This is a genomic window from Saccharopolyspora pogona (genome assembly GCF_014697215.1).
Classification (GTDB): domain Bacteria; phylum Actinomycetota; class Actinomycetes; order Mycobacteriales; family Pseudonocardiaceae; genus Saccharopolyspora; species Saccharopolyspora hattusasensis.
Map to the genome: position 1 here is coordinate 5,541,536 of NZ_CP031142.1, position 21,255 is coordinate 5,562,790.

Genomic DNA, 21,255 nt, shown 5'->3' on the forward strand with positions numbered 1-21,255 from the left:
GGGGTGCCGATGACTGCCGCTGCTTTGGACGCCGCTGGACTGGAGATCCGGGGGGTACCCTCGGTAGCCGCCATCGTCGCCGACGTGTCGTTCGCCTTGGCTCCGGGCGAGATCCTCGGCCTGATCGGAGAATCCGGCTCCGGCAAGACCACGCTCGGCCTGGCGATGCTGCGCTACTGCAAGCGCGGCACCCGAATCGCCGACGGCCGGATCCGCGTCGGCGACACCGACCTGACCGGGCTGCCGCCGAAGCAGGCCGCGGCGCTGCGGGGCCGCCGGGTCGCGTACATCCCGCAGTCGCCGGGCTCGGCGCTGAACCCGGCGTTGCGGCTGTACACGCAGCTCGCAGAGGGCGTGCACGACGTTTCCGGCAAGGCGGCGCGGGACCGGATCAAGCAGGTGCTGACCGAGGTCGCGCTGCCCGACGACGACGAGTTCTTGCGCCGCTACCCGCACCAGCTCTCCGGTGGCCAGCAGCAGCGCATCGCGATCGCGATGGCGTTCGTCGGCCGCCCGGAGGTCGTGGTGCTGGACGAACCGACCACCGGCCTGGACGTCACCACCCAGAAGCGGGTGCTGACCACGATCCGCGAGATGTGCGAGCGGCACGGCACGGCGGGCGTGTACATCTCGCACGACGTGGCGGTGGTCGCCGAGTTGGCGGACCGCATCGCGGTGCTGTACTCCGGCCGCATCGTGGAGACCGGACCGACCGCCGAGGTCCTGAACGAGCCGCGCCACCACTACACCGCGGGCCTGGTGCTCGCGGTGCCGGACCTGGACGGCGAGCGGGCGATGCAGGCCATCGACGGTCAGGCCCCGTCGCCGCTGAATCGCCCGGGCGGCTGCGCGTTCGCGCCGCGCTGCGCCGCCGCGACTGACGAATGCCGCACCGAAGTCCCACCGGTGCGCGAGGTCGCTTCCGGCCACGAGATCCGCTGCCTGCATCCGCGTTCCGGCCGCCTCGTGGCCGAGGCACGGGCGGCGGATTCCGTTCCCCCCGCCGCCGAACCGGTGCTTGAGGTCCGCAACGTCCGCGCCTGGTACACCGACTTCCCTGTGCTGCAGGACGTTTCGCTGTCGGTGTCGCCCGGTTCCTGCCTCGCGCTGCTGGGCGAGTCCGGCAGCGGCAAGACCACACTGTCGCGCTGCCTGGCCGGTCTGCACCCGGACCACGAGGGGTCGGTGCTGCTGCACGGCACCGAGCTGGCGGTCAGCAGCACCAAGCGGAGCCGCGAACAGCGGCGGCAGGTGCAGTACGTGTTCCAGAACCCGTACGAGTCGCTGAACCCGCGCCGCCGGGTTCGCGACCTGGTGGCCCAGCCGATCTCGGTGCTCGGCGGGGATTCCGGCGGCAAGAGCACGTCGGAGCGGGTGACCGAGGCGCTGCGGCTCGCCGCGCTCCGGCCGGACATCGCCGAGCGCTACCCGGACCAGCTCAGCGGCGGCGAGCGGCAGCGCGTGGCGATCGCGCGTGCCCTGGTCACCCGGCCCGAGGTGCTGATCTGCGACGAGATCACCTCCGCGCTGGACGTCTCGGTGCAGTCGGCGATCGTCGACCTGCTCCAGGACCTGCGGGAGAAGATGGGGCTGGCGCTGGTGTTCGTCACCCACAACATCGCGCTGGTGCGCAACATCGCGCAGCGGGTCGCGATCCTGCAGGGCGGGCGGATCGTCGAGCAGGCGCCGGCCGAGGAGCTGTTCGCCGCGCCGCAGCACGAATACACCCGGTCGTTGCGCAACGATGCGCCCAACTTCCACCTGGAGGCGAAGGACTGATGCCGGTCGCAGCGGGTTTCGAGCGGGTCGCCGAGGAGTTCGCCGAGGTCGTCGCGGCCGATGCGGCAGGAGCGGCGTTCACCGCCTTCCGCGATGGTGAGCTGGTCGTCGACCTGCAGGCGGGGCACCGCGACCCCGAGGGTGCCGAACCGATGACGACCGACACGCTGATGCCGATCTTCTCCGGCACCAAGGGCATCGTCGCCACGGGCGTCGCCTTGCTGGTCGACAGCGGTGCGATCGACCCGGAAGCGCCGGTGGTGCGGTACTGGCCGGAGTTCGGCGCAGCGGGCAAGCAGGGCGTCCTGGTCCGCCAGCTGCTCTCGCATTCGGCCGGGTTGCCGTACCCGGCGAAACCGGTCACCCGCGAGGAATCGATGGACAACCGGGCGATGGCCGAGCAGCTGGCCGCGCAGCCTCCACTGTGGCCGGTCGGGATGACCACCGCGTACCACGCGTTGACCTTCGGCTGGCTGGCGGCGGAGCTGATCCGCCGGGTCGACGGGCGGGAGGTCGGCGAGTACCTGCGCGCCGAGATCACCGAACGGGTTCCGGCCGACTTCTGGCTGGGACTCCCGGAGTCCGAATGGCCCCGCACCGGGCGGCGCTGGCGCGCGGCCGACTACCAGGTGGCAAACCGGTTGAACACCCCGGAAGCCCTGGCCTACCGCGACAAGGTCTACGGCAACCCGCCCACGCTGCTGGGCGAGGATGCGCCGTGGAACACCCCGGCGTGGTGGACCAGCGTCACCCCTGGCGGCGGCGCAATGGCGTCCTCTCTCGGCATGGCGGCGGTGTATTCGGCGCTGGTGACGGGGAAGCTCGTCAGCGGCCGGACGATCGACCGGATTCGCCGGGAGGAGAGCCGGGGCACCGACCCCGGCACGGGCCGGCCGCTGTCGTTCGGCCTGGGCTACGAGCTGCAGGATTCGATCGAGACGTACGGCCCGGAGGCCACCGGTTTCGGCCACAGCGGAGCGGGTGGTTCGCTGTTCGGCTGCTGGCCCCGCCTGGGCGTGGCGTTCGCCTTCAGCCCGTGCCTGATGCGAACCGAAGGCTTCGACAACCGCTCCCACCGCCTCCTCACGGCCCTCCACACCTGCCTGTAGATCCTGCTCCCAGGAGCGTTTTGCGTGGCGGTGCGGGTAGCGGAACCTCAGCTCTGCGTACCCCATTCCTGCTGCGCGGTTTCGCCGGCGAAATTCCGGTCGCGTGGGCCGTTAGGCTCGGTGCATGGGCTTCGAAGTGGACGACTCGCGGTCTCGGATCGATCGCGACGTCGTGTGGGAATTCCTTTCCACGCAGGCGTATTGGGGTCAGTGGCGCAAGCGGGAGGACTTCAAACGGCAGATCGACCTCGCTTGGCGGGTGGTCGGCGCCTACCGGAAGCCGGACGGTCGGCTGGTCGGCTTCGCCCGGGCGTTCTCCGACGGGGTGGGCACGGCGTACCTGGCCGACGTGTTCGTCGCCGCGGAGGCGCGCGGCCACGGCATCGGCAAGGCGCTGGTCCAGGGCATGATCGAGGACGGCCCTGGCCGGGACTTCCGCTGGATGCTGCACACCGACGACGCGCACGACCTCTACCGCGCGTACGGCTTCGTCAACCCCGACCACACCTACCTGGAACGCCCCAGCCGCCTCTCGTGATCGGGGTGCTCGCCGGGTGGAGATCGGCGCGCCGAACCTCCACCATGTTGGTATGACCGAACTGCTCACCGACACCCAGGTCTCCGACGCGCTCCAGCACCTGCCGGAGTGGCGCCAGGACGGCGTCAAGCTGACCCGCACCGTCGAATTCGGCGGCTTCCCGCAAGCCATCCAGGCGGTGACCCGGATCGCCGAGATCGCCGAGAACGAGAACCACCACCCGGACATCGACATCCGCTGGCGCACCGTGACGTTCTACTGCACCACCCATTCCAAGGGCGGCATCACGGCCAACGACACCTCGCTAGCGCAAGAGATCGACAACGTCGTAGAGCAATTCCAACAGTGACCGGCAGACTGCCCTCACCTGGATGAATGTTTCCGCAGGTCATTGCCCGTGAGTGTTTTTGGGTGCCATAACACCCGAAAGCGCTCACGGGGCTGACCAGGCGAAACCCAGGGTTCAGGCGATCCCTTCGACGAGGTCCACGGCTTCGAAGGCGCAACCCCAGGACAGCGCCACGCCGCAGCCACCGTGCCCGTAGTTGTGGATGATGCGCCCGCCTTCGTACTCCTCGACCTCCACCCGCACGGCCTCCCGGCCGGGCCTCAGCCCGACCAGTTCCGCGAGCACTTCGGCGTCGGCCAGCCGCGGTTCCACCTCGGCGCAGCGAAGCCGGATGCCTTCGCTGACCTCGCGGCGCGGCACCATGTTCCAGTCGTGCTCGACCGCCACGCCGCCGAGCACCACCCGGTCGCCGTGCGGCATGTACGCGGCGAACTCGCCGGAGTCGGACAGCTCGATGAAGTACTCGTCGATCCCCGGGTTGCGCACCACGACGTGCTGGCCGCGCACTGGGTGGACGCCGGGGTCGCCGACCAGCTCCCGCGCTCCGACGCCGGTGCAGTTGACCACCGTCGGGGATTCGGCGACCGCGTCGGCCAGCGACGGCACCGGGCTGAGCTGCAGTTCGCCGCCAGCGGCCTGGAACCTGGCGACAAGGTAGTCGAGGTAGCGCGGCATGTCGATCAGCGGCACGGTCGCGTGGTAGCCGCTGACGAACCCTTCCGGCAGTTCCTCCGGCGTGCAGGGACGCAGGTCGGGGATCAGCTTGGCCTCGGACGGGACCGCATCGCCGAGGTCGAACCGGGCCGCCATCCGCCCGGCGGCGAGGTGCACCCCTGAGTTCTCGTCGCGGGCCAGCGCGGTGAACTCGGCGTGCGAGCGGGTCACCCAGTACAACACTCGTTCGGCGGGTCGCAGCATCGCCGGACCCCACATCGCGCCCGCGACCGCGGAAGTCGTGTCCTGCGGCCGATCGGCGGTCCGGATGCGCACGCGTTGGCCTGCTTCGGCGAGGACGACCCCGGTGGTGAGGCCTTGCACGCCCGCGCCGATCACCAGCACCGGGGCTGCGGATGCGGTCATCTTCGACACGCTAGCAGTGAACCGGCGATGGAGTTCAGCGCGACCGGCCCGAAGCAGTTCAGCAGCACGAACCGCGCGAGCGCCTCCCGGTCCGGGCCGTCGAGCAGGTGCTGCCAGAGGTCCAGGGTGAGCCGGAAGTGCCGGTCTGCGCGGGCGAACCCGGCGGTGATCATCAGCGAGGTGACGCGCTCCGGATACCGCGCGGCAGCCCGGACGGCGACCGTCGTGCCCATCGGACGTTGAACCTGAACGATTACCAGCGACGTTCTGATCAGCGCGGATAGAGCCGCAATAGCCCGTGACCTGCTGAGACGTTGTTCTTAACTTCCCGGTGTTTCGCGCCGTTTTTTGCTGTCCTGACGAACGACTGACGAACGGCGGTCGAGCTCGTCGCCCTGATGTTGGGGAGGCGGCGGACCGTCCTCGACCACGGAACCTTCTGATCTGGTTTCCATGATGATCGACGCTTGTCATTGTCTGCCAACATCTTTGGTTACCTGCACGAATGCAGGAAGCGGATTTCTTGTTGCCTGCCGCCGTTTGCCGACGTTTGCGGGTAATTGTTGGCAATAAGTTGGCAACCTCTCCCCTGCTCCCACCTCACACGCTCGGCAGCAAGAGAGCGCGTTTCACGTGGCATGCGCGGACGGTTGCAGCGAGACGGCGTCGACGTGAAGCAGCGTCACCTGTTCTCGGCGAATGCGTTTGGCCCACGTGAGTAATGAGTGCGGCCCTACCTGGGTTGTGGTGTCAGGGCTGGGCGACGCGGGGGCATGCCGGTTCCGCTGCTGACGGGATGTCAGGGGTCGGGCTTACGGTGTGGTCATGAACGACGCGACCGCACCGATCGGCACGATGGCCACCGAGGCGATGGACCTGCTCATCAAGGCGGTGGAGCAGACTCCGCCGGAGAGCTGGGACCAGCCGTCCAACCTCGAGGGCTGGAGCGTGCGTGACCTGGTGGGGCACGCCACCGGGAGCGCGGCGAAGATCGTGACGCTCGTCGAGGACGGGGAGGTCTGGGGTGGTCCCTCCGAGCCGGCAGACTGGGTATGCGACGCCCCGGCCGCACGGCTTCACGAGCTGGCCGCGCGGTTGCGGGACGCCCTGCCCGCCGACCTGGGCGCGCCGCGGGCGTCGCCGGAGGGCGAGGTCCCGCTGCACCGGGCGCTGACCTACCCCGTTTCAGACCTGGCCCTGCACAGCTGGGACGTGCACCGCTGCCAGGGTCGGCTGGTCGAGTTGCCCGGGGACATGCTGGCGTTCTGCCGCAGGCTGGTGGAGTCAGTACCGGAGGACATGCTGCGGCGGCCGGGCGGGTTCGGGCCAGCCCAATCCGCGCCCGCGGACTCGACGCCCACCGCCCGGCTCATGGCCCACCTCGGGCGCTCGGTCAACGGTCAGGCCTGAGCAGACTGCTGCGACCAGCCGAACTCCCCAGACAACACATGGTGATCGACCAGTGCTGCCGTCCGGAATCCGGGCGCGGCCCCGAGCCCGCGGTTCACATCCTGCTCCTGGTGCTCGATCTACCACGTGCTTCTCGGCTCCATCACCGCGGTCCCTGCGGGGCCGCCTGCCTTCCGCTCGCGCCAGGACGAGGCCGCCGACCGTTCCGCTCGCGCCCGGTCGCCGTGGTTGGCCGGCCGGGACCGGTGAGCGCAGCGAGCCGCACGCCCGGCCGGCCAACCACGGCTTGACCGGGCTCGCATACAGGAAGGTCGGCGGCCTCGTCTGGGCTCGCATACAGCAGGCGGGCGGCCCCGCAGGGGCCGCCCTTGATGAAGTAGAGAAAGTTTAAACACACGTGGGCTAGGGCCTGGACGGGCCGCTAGTCGCGCTCGTGGCGACGCTTCTCCGGCGAGGGCACGCATCTCGGCAAGGACGTCGTCGTAACGCCACCGGTATTGACCGCCGGGCGTCACCAGGGCGGGCGTAATCAAGCCTTCCTTGGCGTAGTGCGAGATCGTCCGCCGCGCCAGGCCCAGCTTCTTGGCCAGCTCGGTACTCGAGATCAGCGGCGAGCCGTCATCGGTCACGGGGTCATCGTCAATGCCCTGAACGGTTACCGCTGCCTTGCTTGCCTCAATACGCAGGTAATACCCTGCTTGGGACTGCTACGCAGGAGACCCAAGCCCGGCCTTTCGTGGCTTCGTGGGTCGGCGTTCGCCCGCCGCCGATGATGAACAAACGACCGGCTGACGAACGACTGACGATCGCCGGCCTACAGTGAGTCAATTACCAGCAGGAACGCCGCTGATCAGACGTTGAACCTGAACTCCACGACGTCGCCGTCGGCCATGATGTAGTCCTTGCCTTCCATCCGGACCTTGCCCGCCGCCTTGGCCTCCGCCATCGAGCCGGCCGCGATCAGGTCGTCGAAGGAGACGATTTCCGCCTTGATGAAGCCGCGTTCGAAGTCGGTGTGGATCACCCCGGCCGCCTGCGGCGCCGTCCAGCCCTGGCGGATCGTCCAGGCCCGCGCCTCCTTCGGCCCGGCCGTCAAGTAGGTCTGCAGGCCCAGCGTGTGGAAGCCCGCTCGGGCCAGCGCGTTCAGGCCCGGCTCCGCCTGGCCGATCGACTCCAGCAGCTCGCGCTGGGACTCCTCGTCCAGCTCCTTGAGCTCCGCCTCGACCTTGGCGTCCAGGAACACCGCGTCGCCGGGCGCGACCAGGTCGCGCAGCTCCTTCTGCTTCGCCTCGTCGGCCAGCACGCCCTCGTCGGCGTTGAATACGTAGAGGAACGGCTTGGTGGTGAGCAGGTTGAGTTCGCGCAGGTCCGGGGTGTCCTTGCCGAGGCCCGCTGCAAACAGGGTCTTGCCGGAGTCGAGGATCTCCTTGGCCTGCTGCGCGATCTCCAGCGCCGGGCGCTTGTCCTTGTGGGTGCGCGCTTCCTTCTCCAGCCGCGGCAGCGCCTTCTCCAGCGTCTGCAGGTCGGCCAGGATCAGCTCGGTGTTGATCGTCTCGATGTCGCTGGACGGATCCACCCGGCCGTCGACGTGCACCACGTCGGGGTCGTCGAAGACCCGGATGACCTGGCAGATCGCGTCCGCCTCGCGGATGTTGGCGAGGAACTTGTTACCCAGTCCCTGCCCCTCGGAGGCGCCCTTGACCAGGCCCGCAATGTCGACGAACGACACCGTGGCGGGCACCGTCTTCGCCGAGCCGAAGACCTCGGTGAGCTTGTCCAGCCGCTCGTCCGGCAGCGGCACCACGCCCACGTTCGGCTCGATGGTGGCGAACGGATAGTTCGCCGCGAGAGCGTCGTTGCTGGTCAGTGCGTTGAACAGGGTGGACTTGCCGACGTTGGGCAGCCCGACGATTCCGAGGGTGAGACTCACACCCCGAAGTCTAGGTGCTGGCCCCCCGAGGCATCGGGGCCGGTCGCGCGGGGGTGCGCGGGTGCGCAGCCGGATGCGCACCCGCGCCCCGCGACGTCAGCCGTCCTGCTGGTCACCGCCCTCTAGGTCACCGCCCTGCTGGTCACCGCCCTCCAGCTCAACGCCCTCCAGGTCACCGCCCTGCTGGTCGTCGTCCTGCTGCTCCTGCTGCTGCTCCGGAGCGGGTGCCGGGTCGTTGCACCCCGCCGCGACCACCAGGGCGAACGCCGCGCCGGACGCGGCGCCGAGGATCCGGAAGCCGCGCCTGGTACTGATCTTCGATCGGGTCATGCCGCGACGATAGGTATGAAACGCACAAAATGCACCCACCTCGATCGAATTCCCCCGCGGGAGGGATGCGGTCCCCGCCGCAGCGGGAGGTCCGCGGGCAGCGAGATCCCGAGCATTTCCGGTGAGTTCAGCCGAACCACCAGGAGTTCCCATGCTCAAGCTGAGTCGGGTGGCGCTGATCGCGTCGGCCCTCACCTTCCTCGCCTTCGAATCGCGACACGTCCTGCCGCGCGGGGTCGTCCTCTTCGAGCTCCCGGGGTGGACGACACCCCTGGCCGCAGCGACCGGCGTGCTCGGCGCCGCGCTGCTGATGTCGTCGTTGCGAGCTCGCCGCATGCTCGTCGCGATCAACGGCGCGGCCGTATTGCTGCTGTTCTTGGCCGCAGGCGGCATCCTGTTCGACCTGTTGCGGGTGTTCGGCCTGATGGGCTTTCCCCCGGACTGGCCGATGTTCATCACCCGCTCCTTCGCGTTGATGAGCGCGATCCTGCTAGTCCGGGCGTCGGTCCTGCGGGCCCGGGAGATCACCGGGGCCTGCGAACTCTGCGGCGGGCCGGCCGCGCCACCGCCTCGCTGGCTCGGATATCTCGGTGGCCTGTTCGCGCTGCCTTATCCCGTGATCAAGACCAACTGGGCGCTGGGCGGCACCATCGGGCTGGACTACCCCGATCCGGCGCGGGACGGCTTCACCAGCGGTTGGCTGGTCGTGCCCGCCGCGCTGATCGGAATCGTGCTGTCGCTGGCCCTCGTCCACCGGTGGGGGCGGATCTGGCCGCGCTGGGTTCCCGGTCTGGCGGGCCGTCCGACGCCACGCGGGCTGCTGCTCTTCGGCGGCTGGTTCGGCACCGCGCTGCTGTTCACCATGGGCCCGGCCGGCGCCGCCACGGTGGTCTCCGACCTGGTATCCGGCACGCCGTCGAGCACGATCGCCGGGATGCACTACTGGCCCGGGGCGCTGTTCTACGTGAGCTGGATGTGCTGGGCGCTGGTGTTCGGGCCGTCGGTCTACCTGTACCAGCGGGCGACGCGCCGCAAGCCGTGCGGAACCTGCGATCGCGTGCCGGTCCCGCAGGGATGATGTGGCCATGCCGTCCCGCCTGATCAGACCGTTCACCGCGCGCGCCACTTACCGGCGGTGGGTGCACCTGATCCTCGGGGCCGTGCTGGCGGTGCCGTACCTCGCGGTAGCCGGGCTGGTGCTTGGGCCATTGCTGGGCCTCGGCTTCAGGCTCGGCCTGCCGCCTGTCGCGGTCGGCCTCGTTCAAGGCGCGTTCGTCGTGCTCGCCGTGTTGGCCACCGGGTTGCTGCCGGCGACCCGGTCGCTGTCGGGCGCTGCGGCGAAATCCCTGCTCGGACTGCCGGAATCCGGCGACGCCGATACCTGGCCGGATCGGTGGCGGACCGTCTGCTGGCTCGTCGTGCACCTCGCGCTCGGCTCCGGCATCGGCCTGCTGACGCTGATCGTGCCGCCATTCATCCTGCTGCTGTTCGCCAATCCACTGCTGGCGTTGCCGCCCGAGCTGGCCGGAATCGCGCTGTACCGGGCTTTCGGCATCGGGCAGTGGTGGGCGCCGCTGGTCGGCCTGGGCTTGATCGTCGCGGGTTTCCACCTGGTCGCGGTTGTTGGCGCGTTGTTGGCGCGGGTCGCCCCGACGCTGCTGGGACCGTCCGAGCACGAGCGGTTGCGGCAGCAGGTCGAGGAGCTGTCCGAGCGGAACCGGATCGCCTCCGAACTGCACGACTCGGTCGGTCATGTGCTGAATGTCGTTGCACTGCAAGCAAGTGCAGCGAACCGAGTACTGGACAGCGACCCCGCATTCGCGCGGGAGGCGCTCGCCGCGATCGCGGATTCGACCCGGGCCGCCCTGGCCGACCTGGACAACGCACTGGGCGCTCTGCGTTCCTCCACTTTGGACGAATCGTCCCTGGCCGATCTCGACGACCTGATCCGCTCCACCGAGCTGGCCGGACTCGAGGTGCGGCTCGACCTCCAGGGCAACCCGGGTTCGGTCCCGCCCCAGGTGAGCCGCGAGGGATACCGCGTGGTGCGCGAGGGGCTGACCAATGCGCTGCGCCACGCGGGCCGGGTGACGGTAGCGGTGCGGATCAACATCAGCCCGCGCGCGTTGGACCTGGAGATGACCAACCCCCTGGGCTCGGCGCCGGCTCCCCGCCGGGGATTGGGTCTGGACGGCATCAAGCGCCGCGCACGAGCCCTGGAAGGCCACGCCGAAGGCGCCGCCCGGGGCGGCAACTGGCAGCTGCAGGTGCATCTCCCCTGGTAACCACCCGTGAGTACTTTCGGGGGCTATAGCACCGCAAACCACTCACGGCACCTGACCAGCGGAAACGTCGACTCTCGCGCCTCGGCATGTGCGGGCGCAATAGGCTCGGCGGGGTGAGCGAAGCCACGAGCGTCCTGGTCGTCGACGACGAGCCGCTGATCCGTTCCGGGCTGCGCGCCCTCATCGATGCCGAACCCGACCTGACCGTCGTCGGGGAGGCCGGCGACGGCGCCGAGGTCCTCCCCCTGGTGCGGCGGCTTCGGCCGGATGTCGTGCTGATGGACGTCCGGATGCCCGGCGTGGACGGCATCCAGGCGACCACCGCGATCCTGGATTCGGTGCCCCAGCCGCCGCGCATCGTCGTGATCACCACCTTCGAACACGACGACCACGTCTACGGCGCGCTGCACGCCGGCGCCACCGGCTTCCTGCTGAAGCGCTGCCGACCGGAGGAACTCGCCCAGGCCATCAGGATTGCGGCGCGCGGCGAATCGCTGCTGTTCCCGACCGCGATCCGCCGGTTGGCCGCGCCGCACCGCGCGAGCCGCCCGCAGGTCGAACTCACCGAGCGGGAAGCCGGCGTCCTCCGCCTGGTGGCGCGCGGGATGTCCAACAGCGAGATCGCCGCCGAGCTGTTCATCGGCGTGCAGACCGTCAAGACCCACGTCGGCAACGTGCTGGCCAAGCTCCAGGCCCGGGACCGCACGCAGGCCGTCGTGTTCGCCTACGAATCGGGTTTCATCAACGTGTCCGATTCCCGCTAGTAGGTGCCTCCGGGTGCTGGCACCATCGGGGCATGTTGGTGGGAACCGATGAAGCGCTCCGGGCCGTCGCCTCGCGCGACGCGCGTTTCGACGGATGCTTCATCCACGCCGTGCGCACCACTGGTATCTACTGCCGCCCGTCGTGCCCGGCGCGCACGCCCAAGCCGGACAACAGCCTGTTCTTCCCGACCGCCGCCGCGGCGCAGGCCGCCGGGTTCCGCGCGTGCCGCCGGTGCCTGCCGGACGCCGTGCCGGGATCGCCGGAGTGGGACCTGCGCGCCGATCTCGCCGGCCGCGCCATGCGGCTGATCGCCGACGGGGTCGTGGACCGCTGCGGGGTGCGCGGGCTGGCCGACCAGCTCGGCTACTCGGAACGCCACCTGACCAGGGTGCTCACCGCGGAACTCGGCGCCGGGCCGCTCGGGCTGGCGCGGGCGCACCGGGCGCACTCGGCGCGGACCCTGATCGAAACGACCGCGATCCCGTTCGGCGACGTCGCGTTCGCGGCCGGGTTCTCCAGCCTGCGCCAGTTCAACGACACGCTGCGCGAGGTCTTCGGGGTGACCCCGACGGCGATGCGCAGCCGCGCGCAGCGCAGCGCCAAGGTTCCCGGCGGCAGCGCCGGGGCCGTCCAGCTCCGCCTGCCGTTCCGTGCTCCCTGCGATGTGACCGGTGTACTGCGGTTCCTCGGCGAGCGGGCGCTGGCCGGGCTCGAAGACGCCGGATCTGACCACTACACGCGCGCCCTGCGCCTGCCGTACGGCACCGGGATCGCCACGCTCCGCCCGCACGAGAAGTACGTCGCCTGCACGCTGCGGCTCACCGACCTGCGCGATCTCGGTAGCGCGGTGTCGCGGCTGCGCCGCCTGCTCGACCTCGATGCCGATCCGGTCGCGATCAGCGAGGCGCTCGGCGCGGACCTGGCGCTGCGGTCGGCGGTCGCGCAAACGCCCGGGGTGCGGGTGCCGGGCAGCGTCGATGGCGCGGAGATCCTGATCCGCGCCGTGATCGGCCAGCAGATCTCGGTGGCGGCAGCCCGCAAGACGACCGAACGGCTCGTCACCGCGCTGGGCGAACCGCTGGCTCACCCAGACGGTGCGGTGACCACGCTCTTCCCGACCCCGGAAGTGCTTGCGGAGCGGGCGCTGGAGGCCCTGCCGGGGCCGCGTCGGCGGGTGGAAACCGTGCGCGCGGTTACGGAGGCCGTCGCCGGCGAACGCCTGGCGCTGCACACCGGGAGGGACGAAGCCGAACTGCGGCAGGATCTGGAGAGCATCAGCGGCATCGGCCCGTGGACGTCGAGTTACGTCGCCATGCGGGTGCTGGGTGCGCCGGACGTGCTGCTGACCGGTGATCTCGCGTTGCGGCGCGGCGCCGGGATGCTCGGGCTGTCCGAAGACCCGGCCAAGATCCAGGCGCACGCGCGGCGCTGGAGCCCGTGGCGCTCCTACGCCGGGGTGCTCCTGTGGGAAGCAGCCGCCAGCGGCACGCCGCAACTGCAACTCGCCTCGTGATCCTGCCGCGTCACAACGATCTCCACGTGACGCGCTGAAGCGATCCACCGCGAGCGAACATCCACTGCGGATCGTCAGGTTCGGATTTCGAGGGTGGAACCGTCGCGGGACTTGCGGACTCGGAGGCGGACCGAGATCCGTTGGCGCATCTCCTCGACATGGGAGACGAGGCCGACGACCCGGCCGCCAGCGCGCAGGTCGTCGAGGGTGTCCATCACGAGGTCAAGGGTGTCGGCGTCGAGCGTGCCGAAGCCCTCGTCGATGAACAGCGTGTCCAGCAGCGCGCCGCCGGTCTCGGCGGCCACGACATCGGCCAGTCCGAGAGCCAGCGAAAGCGAAGCAAGGAACGACTCGCCGCCGGAGAGCGTCTTGGCGGGGCGAACCTTGCCGGAGTAGTCGTCGAGCACGTCCAACCCGAGGCCACCGCGCGTGCCCCGCGCCCCGGCCGCGTCGGAATGCACGAACGAGTACCGCCCGCCGCTCATCCGCTGCAGTCGCCGAGTGGCCGCGATCGCGACCTCCTCCAACCGGGCGGCCAACACGTACGCGCGCAACGACATCTTCCGCGCGTTCTGCCCGCGCCCGTTGACCACGTCCGCCAACGCCTCCAGTTCGGCGTGCTCCGCCAACGCCGGCCCAAGCGTCGCCCACGCTGCGCGCAGCCGCTCCGCGAGCTGCGCGATGTCGCGCTGCCGCTGCTCGGCGCGATGCGCCAGCGCAGCTGTGCGCTCCGCCGCTTCGCGCGCGACGACTGCCGCCTCGGTGGCCTCTTCGAGGCCGACCTCGGCGTCGGCGTCGACGCCGAACAGCTCCGCGCTGGCCAGCGCTGCGCGCGCGCCCGCGGCGCGTTCTTCGACCTCGGCAAGCGCCTCGGTGAGCTGCGTGAGCCGTTCCTCGCTTCGCTCGGCGGCGAGCGAAGCGCCCACGTCGTCGAAGCCTGCCGTGGTGGCGGCTTCGGCCAGGGCGGTTTCGTGTTTGGCGAGGCGCTTTTCGGCGTCGTCCCGGGTGGTCCGGGCGGCGGCGAGTTGTTCGAGGCGAGTTGCGATGTCGAGCAGGTGCTTCCGGCGATCGGCGATGCCCGGGAAGTCGGCCCGTCCGTCTCGGAGCCTCGCCTCGCGTTCGTCCACTGTGGTCACGAGGGTGGCGTGTTCGCTGCGGGTCGCCGCGATTCGGGTGCGAACCTCGGACAGCTGCTCACCTAGGCGCTCGGTGGATTCCTCGAGCTCGGCGAGCTGCTTGGTGCGTTGCGGCAGCTGTGCTGCGGTGTTCTGCAGCGCATCGCGTTCGGCCCTGAGTTCGGCGAGATCGGCGGCGAGGTCCGTCTCGGTGTGTTCGCCCAGTCGTTCCGCCAGGTTCTCGACGTGCTGCTGGGCTCGTTGCGCTTCCGCGGCGGCCTTTTCGCGACGGGTTGCCGCGCGCTGCTCGGCGGTTTGGGCCTTGTCCTCGTCCTCGGCGCGCACCGGGTCGTCGATCGGTTTGCCGGGCTCGGGGTGTTCCGCCGAGCCGCAGACCGGGCACGGCTGGCCGAGCGAGAGCCGGGCCGCGAGTTCGGCGGCCATCCCGGCGAGCCTGCGGGCGCGGAGGTCTTGCAGCAGGTCGCGGGCTTGCTGGTGGGCGTCGATCGCCTGTTGCGCTCGGGCTGTCGCCGCCGCGAGTTCCTTCTGGGCATCGGGGAGTTCCCGTGCGGTCCGCAGCAGCGCCGCCACCTCGGTGCCGCGTGCTTGCACGGTTTCCAACCGTAGCTCGGCGTGTTTCGCCTCGTCGACCTGCTGCCGCGCGGTGCCGATGCGGTCTGGCCACGTGGCCTGTTGCCCGACGAGCTCCGTTTCCAGGCCCTCGTCCGCGGAAATCCGCTCGGCGAGTGACGTCAGCTTCTTCCGGTCGGTTTCCTGTTGCCGCGCCTCGGGAATCAGGTGCGCGAGGCCGCCTGCTTCCTCCCGCTTGGCACCTGCGAGCGAACGAAGTCCGGTCAGCGGCGTTTCGGCGTCCAACTCGCAGCTAGCTGCTGCGGCGACGACCTCGGCTCGTGCTTTGTCGCGTTCTTGCTCCGCCCGCAACGCGGCACTGCTGGCAGCAAGCACCGGAACCGCGCGTTGCGCGGCTTCCCTTTCCGCCCGCCAGGTGTCGTGCTGGTCCTGCTGTTCGCCGATCTCGGCGAGGGTCGCGTTGGCCTGCCGGACGCGGCGGACCTTCTGGGCCAGCTCGCGGCGCTCGGTCAGCTTCGTCTCGGCGGCCTCCCGCTCGCGCCGCAGGCGGGAGTGCTCGGCCTGCGCGCCCTCCATCTCGCGGACGGACCGCTTTTCGATGTCCTCCAACCAGTTCTGCTCGTCCGCGCCGGCCTCCGGCTCCGTACCCGAGACCTGCGAAACGCGCGCGAGCAGCTCGCGGACCTGCTGGGTCTGCTCCTCGACGTCCCGGGCGCGCTCGCGGCGGCGGTCGACGAACCAGCGCTCGACCTCGCCGAACCGCTGGGTGCCGAACAGCTTCTCCAGCAGCTTCTCGCGTTCCGCGGTGTCCGAACGCAGGAACTTGGCGAACTCGCCCTGCGGCAGCATCACGACCTGGAAGAACTGGTCGACCGTCATGCCCAGCAGGCGTTGCACCGTGCGGCCGACCTCGTCGATGCGCGTCAGGCCTTCCGGCGGCTGCTCGGTGGGAGCGCCATCGACCCAGGTCAGGGAGGCCTTCGCCGGCTGCGTGGTGTAGCCGTCGCCGCGCTTCTTCGGCCGTTGGTACTCGGGGCTGCGCTCCAGCCGGAGCCGCTGCCCCTGCACCGTCAGCTCCAGCACGACCTTGGTGACGGTATCGGGCTCGGCCGTGTCGCAGCGCAGCCGCTTGACCTCACCGCGAGCGCCGGGGACCGTGCCGTAGAGGGCGAAGGCGACCGCGTCCAGCAGCGTCGTCTTGCCCGCGCCTGTGTCGCCGTGCAGGAGGAAGAGGCCGTCGGCGCCGAGCCGGTCGAAGTCCACCCGCTGGTAGTCGCGGTACGGGCCGAACGCAGTGACTTCCAGGCTGTGCAGCCTCATTTCGCACCCTCCGCCGAGGCTACGGCGCGCAGCGCCTCGTCGAGCAGCGCGCGTTCGGATTCGTTGGGTTCCGCGCCCCGGCAGTCGGCGACGAACCGGGCGGCCAGGTCGTGGTCGTCGCGGCCGCGCACGATCTCGGCGTAGCGCAGCGGCGCCGTCGCGCGACCGGTCGCGGGCTTCCACTCCAGGTGCACGGCGTGCGGGAAGCGCTGCTGCAGCCGCCGAATCGCCTCCAGCGGGCGCACCTCATCGGTGAGGGTCGCCGCGACGTAGCACTCCTCCAGCTCGGCGTGCTCCGGCTCGTTGAGCAGGTCCTCCAGCAGCCCCTGGACCGTCGCGAGCCGCCGGGGCACCGGCAGCTCGCGCCGTTCGACACCGGCCAGGCCGTCGGCGTCCAGTTCGACCAGCCACACCGACTTGCGGTGCGCCGCTTCGGAGAACGAGTACGCCAGCGGGCTGCCGGAATAGCGCAGGTGCTCGGCGAGCCGCTGCGGGCCGTGCAGGTGGCCCAACGCGACGTAGTCGACGCCGTCGAACACCGAGCCCGGCACCTGCTCGACGCCGCCGACCGCGATGGTGCGCTCCGAATCGCTGCTGTCACCTCCGGTGACGAAGGCGTGCGCCAGCACCACCGAACGAGTCCCTCGTGGACGTTCGGCCAGTTCGGTGCGCACCCGGTTCATCGCCTCGGTGAGCACTGCGGTGTGGCCGCGCGATTCGATCTCGGCGCTGGCCCCGGGCGCGTCGGCGCTGGCCTGCAGGGTGTGCCGAGCCGGGTCCGGTTCGAGGTACGGGATGCCGTAAAAGGCGACCGGGCCGTGCCGGTCGTCGATCACCACCGGCTCGTGCAGCCGCACGATCTGGGTGCGCAGGTGTAGTCCCCCGGCCGCGGCGAACTCGGCGAAAGCACCGACGCGGGCGGCGGAGTCGTGGTTGCCCGAGGTGACCACCAGCTGGGCGCCCGCCTCGCGGATCCGGCCGAGCACCCGCACGCAGGTCTGCACCGCCTCGCCCGAGGGCACCGCGCGGTCGTAGAGATCGCCGGCGATCACCACGACGTCGACCTGCTCCTCGACGACCAGGTCGGCCAGCCCACCCAGGACGGCTTCCTGATCTCCAAGCAGGTCCCGGCCGTGGAACATCCGCCCCACGTGCCAGTCGGAGGTGTGCAGCACTCGCATGGGCCCAAAACTATCGACGCCCCCGCCGGGCATCACGGACCCCCCGCACCACTTCGGCGTGTCGCCCACCAGGAACCCGTTTCCGCAGGTCGTCACCCGCGACCGCGTTGGACTGCCGCAACAACCCAACACACCCACACCCACACCCCCGACCAGCGGAAACACCCGAACTAGCCGCAATTTCCATTGAAATCGAATGTCCAATTTCAATGGAAATTGCGGTCCAACCTGGCGGATCGGACGGATCCGGCATCCGGTGTCGCGTTCGCGGCGTGGCTGTGCGTGATGTTGTCGGGTGCGTCGGCCATCATTTGAGCTGCCACGGCCACTACCGGATGGAGCTCGTGTTGGGTACCGGCGTCCTGATCACCATCGTCGTCGTGCTGACGCTGCTGTTCGCGGCTGCGCTGATGCTGATCTGGCGGCTGTACGCGGACAGCGCACGTCGAACCGACGAAGCGCTGCGCATGGTCGAGACCGAACGCTCCCGCACCGCTGAGCAGCAGGCGGCTCTGCGGCGCTACGAAGTGGCGTTCGCCTCCATCACCGGTCGCGGCGAGCTCGGCGAGCAGGTCCTCGTGGAGACCGCGCGGTCGCTGGGGCTGCGCGAAGGCATCCACTTCACGCTGCAGACCGACCTCGCCGGCGGCGGCTCCGCGCGCCCGGACATGGTGCTGGCCGTCGGCGGCGGGCGGCAGGTCCCGGTGGACGCCAAGGCGAGCCTCGCCGTGTGGGCCGAGGCGATGGAGACCGACGACCCGGAGGAACGCACCGACGCGCTGCGGGTGCACGTCCGAAACATCCGCTCCCGCGCCACCGAGCTCGCGGGCAAGGGCTACCAGAAGTGGGCCGACGCGATCTACGGGTCGATCATGTTCGTGCCGTCCGACGCCGCCGTGATCGCCGCCCTGGACACCGACCCGCAGCTGCTCACCTGGCTGCTCGGCAAGCGGGTTTTCCTTTGCGGACCAACGGGATTCGCCGTTCTCGCGTCGGCGTCGATGTTCGCCGCGACGGAACGCACGATCGCCGAGGACATCGAGCAGGTGCGCTCCCAGGCGGTCCGCGCCCAGCGCGCCGCGTCCAACGCGGTGGAAGCGGTGAACCTCTCCAGCACGCACCTGCAGCGCTTCGTCTCGGCCCGCCGCCGCGAACTCGACGCGCTGGAGTCCTTCCGGAGCACGGTGCAGCCGCTGGCCGAGGCCGCGGGCTCGGGCGACGTCGGCGCCATCCGGCACGACGAAGAAGGGCTGGTCAACGGGATCCCCGAACACACTCCCAACGGGGCGTGACGGACCGCCGCTGGTGGTTCAGACGTGGGTTTCGACGAAGGCCGCGACGGTGTCGACTATCAGGGTGTTGTGCGGGCCCTTGCCGAAGCCGTGGTCCAGGCCCTCGTAGGGGTGCAGTTCCGCCGACACCCCCAGCCTGCGCAGGGCCCGGGCCAGGTCGAGGCTCTGGTCGATCGGGACCAGCGAGTCCGCCGTGCCCTGCTGGATGAGGAACGGCGGCTCGTCCCCGGAGATGTTCTTGATCGGACTCGCCGACTCGGCCTTCCCCGGGCACTCCACCGGCATGCACCCGAGCAGTTGCCGGACGACCCTGCTCGCGTACTCCTGCATCTGCGGGTGCGCCACCTGCGCCTCGGCGCTCATGTCGGCCGGCCCGAACCAATCCACCACCGCCCGGATCCCGGTCAGCCCACCGCCCGGCTTCTCCGGATCCCCGGCCACCGCGCCCAGCTGCGAAACCAGGTGACCGCCCGCCGAGGCGCCCCACAGCCCGATCCGGTCGGCGTCCAACCGCCACTGCCCGGCGTGCTGCTGCAGCCAGCGCACGGCGTCGGCGACGTCGACCACCTGCGCCGGGTACTGCGCCACACCGGTCAGCCGATAGTCCACTGTGGCCACTGCGTAGCCGCGTTCCAAGAGGCGCTGGGCGGTCAACGACTCCGGCGCGCCGGAGTCGGCGTCCAGCGTGCGAACCCCGGCGTCCCAGCCGCCGCCGTGCACGTACACGATCAGCGGGGTCGGCGTCTCGCGCTGCTCGGGGAGGTACAGGTCGAGCTTCAGCGCGCCGGTATCGTGCTCCGCGTAGACCAGGTCGCGCTGCACGCTGGCCGCGCCGAGATCGCGGGTGGCGACATCTGACGGTCGCGCTTCGTCGGCATCCGATTCGCGCGAGCACCCGGCCGCGACCACCGCCACCAGGGCGAGACAGGCCGCTAAGACACGCCGAGTCACCGCCATCGGCCCCGCGCCTCCCCGATCTCGTTACGGCTCACCCGAATGCCTGAGCTTAACAAGGTCAGTGGCACTGCATTCAGTGATCAGTCGCGGTCCGCGGCGCGCTGCTCACCTGCCAAGAAGTGCGCGATCCGCACCGTGGAGTCGTAGAGGTCCCGGTAATGCCGGAAGAACTCGTCGTAGCGCTCCGTGTGCTCGGGGTTCGGCCGGACGGTCCTCGTCACCGGGTTCCAGGTGTCCGGCTCGACGGCCGTGCCGGTGCCGACGCCCGCGAGCAGCGCGTCGCCGTACGCCGCACCGACCGTCTCGGCCGGGATCTGCTGCTCCTGACCGGTGATGTCGGAAACGATCTGGGTCCATAGCCCGCCCTGGGTGCCGCCGCCGACTGCGACCAGCCGCCGGGCCGTGCCGCCCGCCTCGGCCATCGCCGCGAGGTTGTGGCGGACCCCGAAACCGATGCCCTCCAGCGCGGCCCGGTACAGCTCGGCCCGGCCGTGGCTGGTGGTGAGCCCGGCGACGACGCCGCGCGCGTCCGGGTCGAAGATCGGCGTCCGCTCGCCCGCGAAGTACGGCAGCAGCAACAACCCGCGGCTGCCCGCCGGCACCTTGCTCGCCTCCTCGACGAGCTGGGCGAAATCTCCGTCGACGAGGCCGCGCAACCACTGGGTGACCGCGCCCGACGTCGCCATCCCGGCGGCCAGCGTGTACGTGTCCGGGAACGCCCCGCAGGTGCCCCAGAGCGCCGGGTGCGGTTGCACGTCCGTCAGCACCTGGACGAAGAACATCGTGGTGCCGTACATCAACATCACGTCGCCCGGCTCCCGCACCCCGACGCTGGTGGCCTCGGCCCACGCGTCCACGGTGCCCGCGGTGACGGGAAGACCTTCCGGCAGCCCGGTTTCGGCCGCCGCCTGCGCAGTGACCCGCCCGACGACCTCGGTCGGCCAGGCCAGCTCCGGCAGCGGCAGCCCCGACGCGACCCGCTGCGCCCAGTCCGCCGACCAGTCGCGGGCCTGCAGGTCGTAGAGCGGATCGCACTGGCTGGCCGAGTGGTGGTCGAGCACGTACCGGCCGGTCAGCCGGTGCACCAGGTAGGAGCTGCACATCAGCAGCATCTCGGTGAGCTGGTAGACCTCCGGCTCGTGCTTGGCCAGCCAGCGGATCTTCGGCCCGACGGCCTGGCTGGACAGCGCCGAGCCGCCCCGGCGCAGGATCTCGTCCGCCCCGAACTCCTCGGTAAGCTCCGCGATCTCCTCGGTCGCGCGGGTGTCCACGCCGTAGAGGATGGCCGGCCGGAGGGGTTTGCCATCGCCGTCGGCGGGCAGCAGCACGGGGCCGATGCCGCTGACACCGAGCCCGGCGATCTCCCGGCCCTCGGCGGCGGGCACCAACTCCCGGGCCAGTTCCAGGAAGTCCGCCCACCACACCGATTCCGCGTCGTGCTCCACCCAGCCAGGATGCGGGTAGGAGGTCTCGTGCGGCCGGCTGGCGCGGGCGATGATCCGCCCGTCGGTGCTGACCAGCACCCCCTTCGAACTCGCCGTGCCGATGTCGATCCCGAGCAACACCTTCTCGGCCACCTGCGCGATCCTCCTCACCAACTCGAAAACCCGGAACACCAGCGATCACCGACCGCACCACGCCCGAGGTGTCCCGACGCGGTCGGGTATGCGATTTCAATGGAAATCGAAGGTCCGATTTCCATTGAAATTGC

19 protein-coding genes are annotated in these 21,255 nt (G+C 70.3%); 10 read left to right on the forward strand and 9 right to left on the reverse strand.

Annotated features, from left to right (window positions below):
- Positions 1 to 9: 9 nt before the first annotated feature.
- The 4 genes from DL519_RS25615 to DL519_RS25630 all read left to right on the forward strand — a co-directional run bounded on the left by DL519_RS25615 (position 10) and on the right by DL519_RS25630 (position 3,775).
- Entirely contained in the window at positions 10 to 1,779 is a 1,770-nt protein-coding gene (locus DL519_RS25615; RefSeq protein ID WP_190818539.1) for an ABC transporter ATP-binding protein, read from the forward strand.
- A complete protein-coding gene (locus DL519_RS25620; protein WP_190818541.1) occupies positions 1,779 to 2,888 on the forward strand; it encodes a serine hydrolase domain-containing protein in 1,110 nt (369 codons plus the stop codon). Before DL519_RS25615 ends, DL519_RS25620 begins: the two co-directional genes overlap by 1 nt.
- A gap of 124 nt (positions 2,889 to 3,012) precedes the next feature.
- Positions 3,013 to 3,426, forward strand: a complete 414-nt coding sequence (locus DL519_RS25625; protein WP_190818542.1) for a GNAT family N-acetyltransferase — start codon at positions 3,013 to 3,015, stop codon at positions 3,424 to 3,426.
- 52 nt (positions 3,427 to 3,478) lie between these two features.
- Positions 3,479 to 3,775 (forward strand): 4a-hydroxytetrahydrobiopterin dehydratase, encoded by a 297-nt coding sequence (locus tag DL519_RS25630; RefSeq protein ID WP_029535178.1) that lies wholly within the window; start codon positions 3,479 to 3,481, stop codon positions 3,773 to 3,775.
- A 114-nt stretch (positions 3,776 to 3,889) separates the two neighbouring features.
- On the opposite strand, the gene DL519_RS25635 is transcribed toward DL519_RS25630, so the two are convergent.
- On the reverse strand, positions 3,890 to 4,855 hold the full coding sequence (locus DL519_RS25635) for an FAD-dependent oxidoreductase (protein ID WP_190818543.1): 966 nt from the start codon (positions 4,853 to 4,855) through the stop codon (positions 3,890 to 3,892).
- A complete protein-coding gene (locus tag DL519_RS25640) occupies positions 4,852 to 5,088 on the reverse strand; it encodes a hypothetical protein (protein ID WP_190818544.1) in 237 nt (78 codons plus the stop codon). The genes DL519_RS25635 and DL519_RS25640 overlap by 4 nt, the downstream gene beginning before the upstream one ends.
- Positions 5,089 to 5,680: 592 nt before the next feature.
- Between DL519_RS25640 and DL519_RS25645 the strand changes: the two genes are divergently transcribed.
- Positions 5,681 to 6,265 (forward strand): TIGR03086 family metal-binding protein, encoded by a 585-nt coding sequence (locus tag DL519_RS25645; RefSeq protein ID WP_190818545.1) that lies wholly within the window; start codon positions 5,681 to 5,683, stop codon positions 6,263 to 6,265.
- Positions 6,266 to 6,384: 119 nt separating this feature from the next.
- On the opposite strand, the gene DL519_RS47200 is transcribed toward DL519_RS25645, so the two are convergent.
- The 3 genes from DL519_RS47200 to DL519_RS25660 form a co-directional block, all read right to left on the reverse strand.
- Positions 6,385 to 6,894 carry a MerR family DNA-binding transcriptional regulator gene (locus DL519_RS47200; protein WP_223839547.1) on the reverse strand — a complete coding sequence of 170 codons (510 nt, stop codon included), beginning with the start codon at positions 6,892 to 6,894 and terminating at the stop codon, positions 6,385 to 6,387.
- Positions 6,895 to 7,115: 221 nt separating this feature from the next.
- A complete protein-coding gene (gene ychF, locus DL519_RS25655) occupies positions 7,116 to 8,195 on the reverse strand; it encodes a redox-regulated ATPase YchF (protein WP_190818547.1) in 1,080 nt (359 codons plus the stop codon).
- Between the two features lie 96 nt (positions 8,196 to 8,291).
- Complete coding sequence (locus DL519_RS25660; protein WP_190818548.1) at positions 8,292 to 8,525, reverse strand: hypothetical protein; 234 nt, start codon at positions 8,523 to 8,525, stop codon at positions 8,292 to 8,294.
- Positions 8,526 to 8,676: 151 nt separating this feature from the next.
- Between DL519_RS25660 and DL519_RS25665 the strand changes: the two genes are divergently transcribed.
- From DL519_RS25665 to DL519_RS25680, 4 genes are all read left to right on the forward strand, one after another.
- On the forward strand, positions 8,677 to 9,603 hold the full coding sequence (locus DL519_RS25665; protein ID WP_190818550.1) for a hypothetical protein: 927 nt from the start codon (positions 8,677 to 8,679) through the stop codon (positions 9,601 to 9,603).
- Positions 9,604 to 9,610: 7 nt separating this feature from the next.
- Positions 9,611 to 10,810, forward strand: coding sequence for a sensor histidine kinase (locus DL519_RS25670; protein ID WP_190818552.1), 1,200 nt, complete (start codon positions 9,611 to 9,613; stop codon positions 10,808 to 10,810).
- Positions 10,811 to 10,896: 86 nt separating this feature from the next.
- On the forward strand, positions 10,897 to 11,574 hold the full coding sequence (locus DL519_RS25675) for a response regulator (RefSeq protein WP_190818554.1): 678 nt from the start codon (positions 10,897 to 10,899) through the stop codon (positions 11,572 to 11,574).
- A gap of 32 nt (positions 11,575 to 11,606) precedes the next feature.
- Complete coding sequence (locus DL519_RS25680; RefSeq protein WP_190818556.1) at positions 11,607 to 13,088, forward strand: DNA-3-methyladenine glycosylase 2; 1,482 nt, start codon at positions 11,607 to 11,609, stop codon at positions 13,086 to 13,088.
- A gap of 74 nt (positions 13,089 to 13,162) precedes the next feature.
- Here the strand turns inward: DL519_RS25680 and DL519_RS25685 are convergent, their stop codons facing one another.
- Together DL519_RS25685 and DL519_RS25690 are read right to left on the reverse strand one after the other, a co-directional pair.
- Positions 13,163 to 16,114: an AAA family ATPase gene (locus tag DL519_RS25685; RefSeq protein WP_190818557.1), complete on the reverse strand. Its 2,952-nt coding sequence runs from the start codon at positions 16,112 to 16,114 to the stop codon at positions 13,163 to 13,165.
- Complete coding sequence (locus tag DL519_RS25690) at positions 16,111 to 17,295, reverse strand: exonuclease SbcCD subunit D (protein ID WP_190818559.1); 1,185 nt, start codon at positions 17,293 to 17,295, stop codon at positions 16,111 to 16,113. The genes DL519_RS25685 and DL519_RS25690 overlap by 4 nt, the downstream gene beginning before the upstream one ends.
- Before the next feature lie 335 nt (positions 17,296 to 17,630).
- Between DL519_RS25690 and DL519_RS25695 the strand changes: the two genes are divergently transcribed.
- Positions 17,631 to 18,587 (forward strand): DNA recombination protein RmuC, encoded by a 957-nt coding sequence (locus DL519_RS25695; protein WP_397545073.1) that lies wholly within the window; start codon positions 17,631 to 17,633, stop codon positions 18,585 to 18,587.
- A gap of 18 nt (positions 18,588 to 18,605) precedes the next feature.
- Here the strand turns inward: DL519_RS25695 and DL519_RS25700 are convergent, their stop codons facing one another.
- Together DL519_RS25700 and DL519_RS25705 are read right to left on the reverse strand one after the other, a co-directional pair.
- Positions 18,606 to 19,544, reverse strand: a complete 939-nt coding sequence (locus DL519_RS25700; RefSeq protein WP_190818563.1) for an alpha/beta hydrolase — start codon at positions 19,542 to 19,544, stop codon at positions 18,606 to 18,608.
- 80 nt (positions 19,545 to 19,624) lie between these two features.
- The gene (locus tag DL519_RS25705) at positions 19,625 to 21,121 is read right to left on the reverse strand and encodes an FGGY-family carbohydrate kinase (RefSeq protein WP_190818565.1); all 1,497 of its coding nucleotides are present in this window, start codon (positions 21,119 to 21,121) and stop codon (positions 19,625 to 19,627) included.
- Positions 21,122 to 21,255 lie beyond the last annotated feature (134 nt).

Bases quoted from the DNA above. Each gene is read 5' to 3' on its own strand.
- DL519_RS25615 (WP_190818539.1), top strand. From the start codon at position 10: ATGACTGCCGCTGCTTTGGACGCCGCTGGACTGGAGATCCGGGGGGTA.
- DL519_RS25620 (WP_190818541.1), top strand. From the start codon at position 1,779: ATGCCGGTCGCAGCGGGTTTCGAGCGGGTCGCCGAGGAGTTCGCCGAG.
- DL519_RS25625 (WP_190818542.1), top strand. From the start codon at position 3,013: ATGGGCTTCGAAGTGGACGACTCGCGGTCTCGGATCGATCGCGACGTC.
- DL519_RS25630 (WP_029535178.1), top strand. From the start codon at position 3,479: ATGACCGAACTGCTCACCGACACCCAGGTCTCCGACGCGCTCCAGCAC.
- DL519_RS25635 (WP_190818543.1), bottom strand. From the start codon at position 4,855: ATGACCGCATCCGCAGCCCCGGTGCTGGTGATCGGCGCGGGCGTGCAA.
- DL519_RS25640 (WP_190818544.1), bottom strand. From the start codon at position 5,088: ATGGGCACGACGGTCGCCGTCCGGGCTGCCGCGCGGTATCCGGAGCGC.
- DL519_RS25645 (WP_190818545.1), top strand. From the start codon at position 5,681: ATGAACGACGCGACCGCACCGATCGGCACGATGGCCACCGAGGCGATG.
- DL519_RS25660 (WP_190818548.1), bottom strand. From the start codon at position 8,525: ATGACCCGATCGAAGATCAGTACCAGGCGCGGCTTCCGGATCCTCGGC.
- DL519_RS25665 (WP_190818550.1), top strand. From the start codon at position 8,677: ATGCTCAAGCTGAGTCGGGTGGCGCTGATCGCGTCGGCCCTCACCTTC.
- DL519_RS25670 (WP_190818552.1), top strand. From the start codon at position 9,611: ATGCCGTCCCGCCTGATCAGACCGTTCACCGCGCGCGCCACTTACCGG.
- DL519_RS25675 (WP_190818554.1), top strand. From the start codon at position 10,897: ATGTGCGGGCGCAATAGGCTCGGCGGGGTGAGCGAAGCCACGAGCGTC.
- DL519_RS25680 (WP_190818556.1), top strand. From the start codon at position 11,607: ATGTTGGTGGGAACCGATGAAGCGCTCCGGGCCGTCGCCTCGCGCGAC.
- DL519_RS25685 (WP_190818557.1), bottom strand. From the start codon at position 16,114: ATGAGGCTGCACAGCCTGGAAGTCACTGCGTTCGGCCCGTACCGCGAC.
- DL519_RS25690 (WP_190818559.1), bottom strand. From the start codon at position 17,295: ATGCGAGTGCTGCACACCTCCGACTGGCACGTGGGGCGGATGTTCCAC.
- DL519_RS25695 (WP_397545073.1), top strand. From the start codon at position 17,631: ATGGAGCTCGTGTTGGGTACCGGCGTCCTGATCACCATCGTCGTCGTG.
- DL519_RS25700 (WP_190818563.1), bottom strand. From the start codon at position 19,544: ATGGCGGTGACTCGGCGTGTCTTAGCGGCCTGTCTCGCCCTGGTGGCG.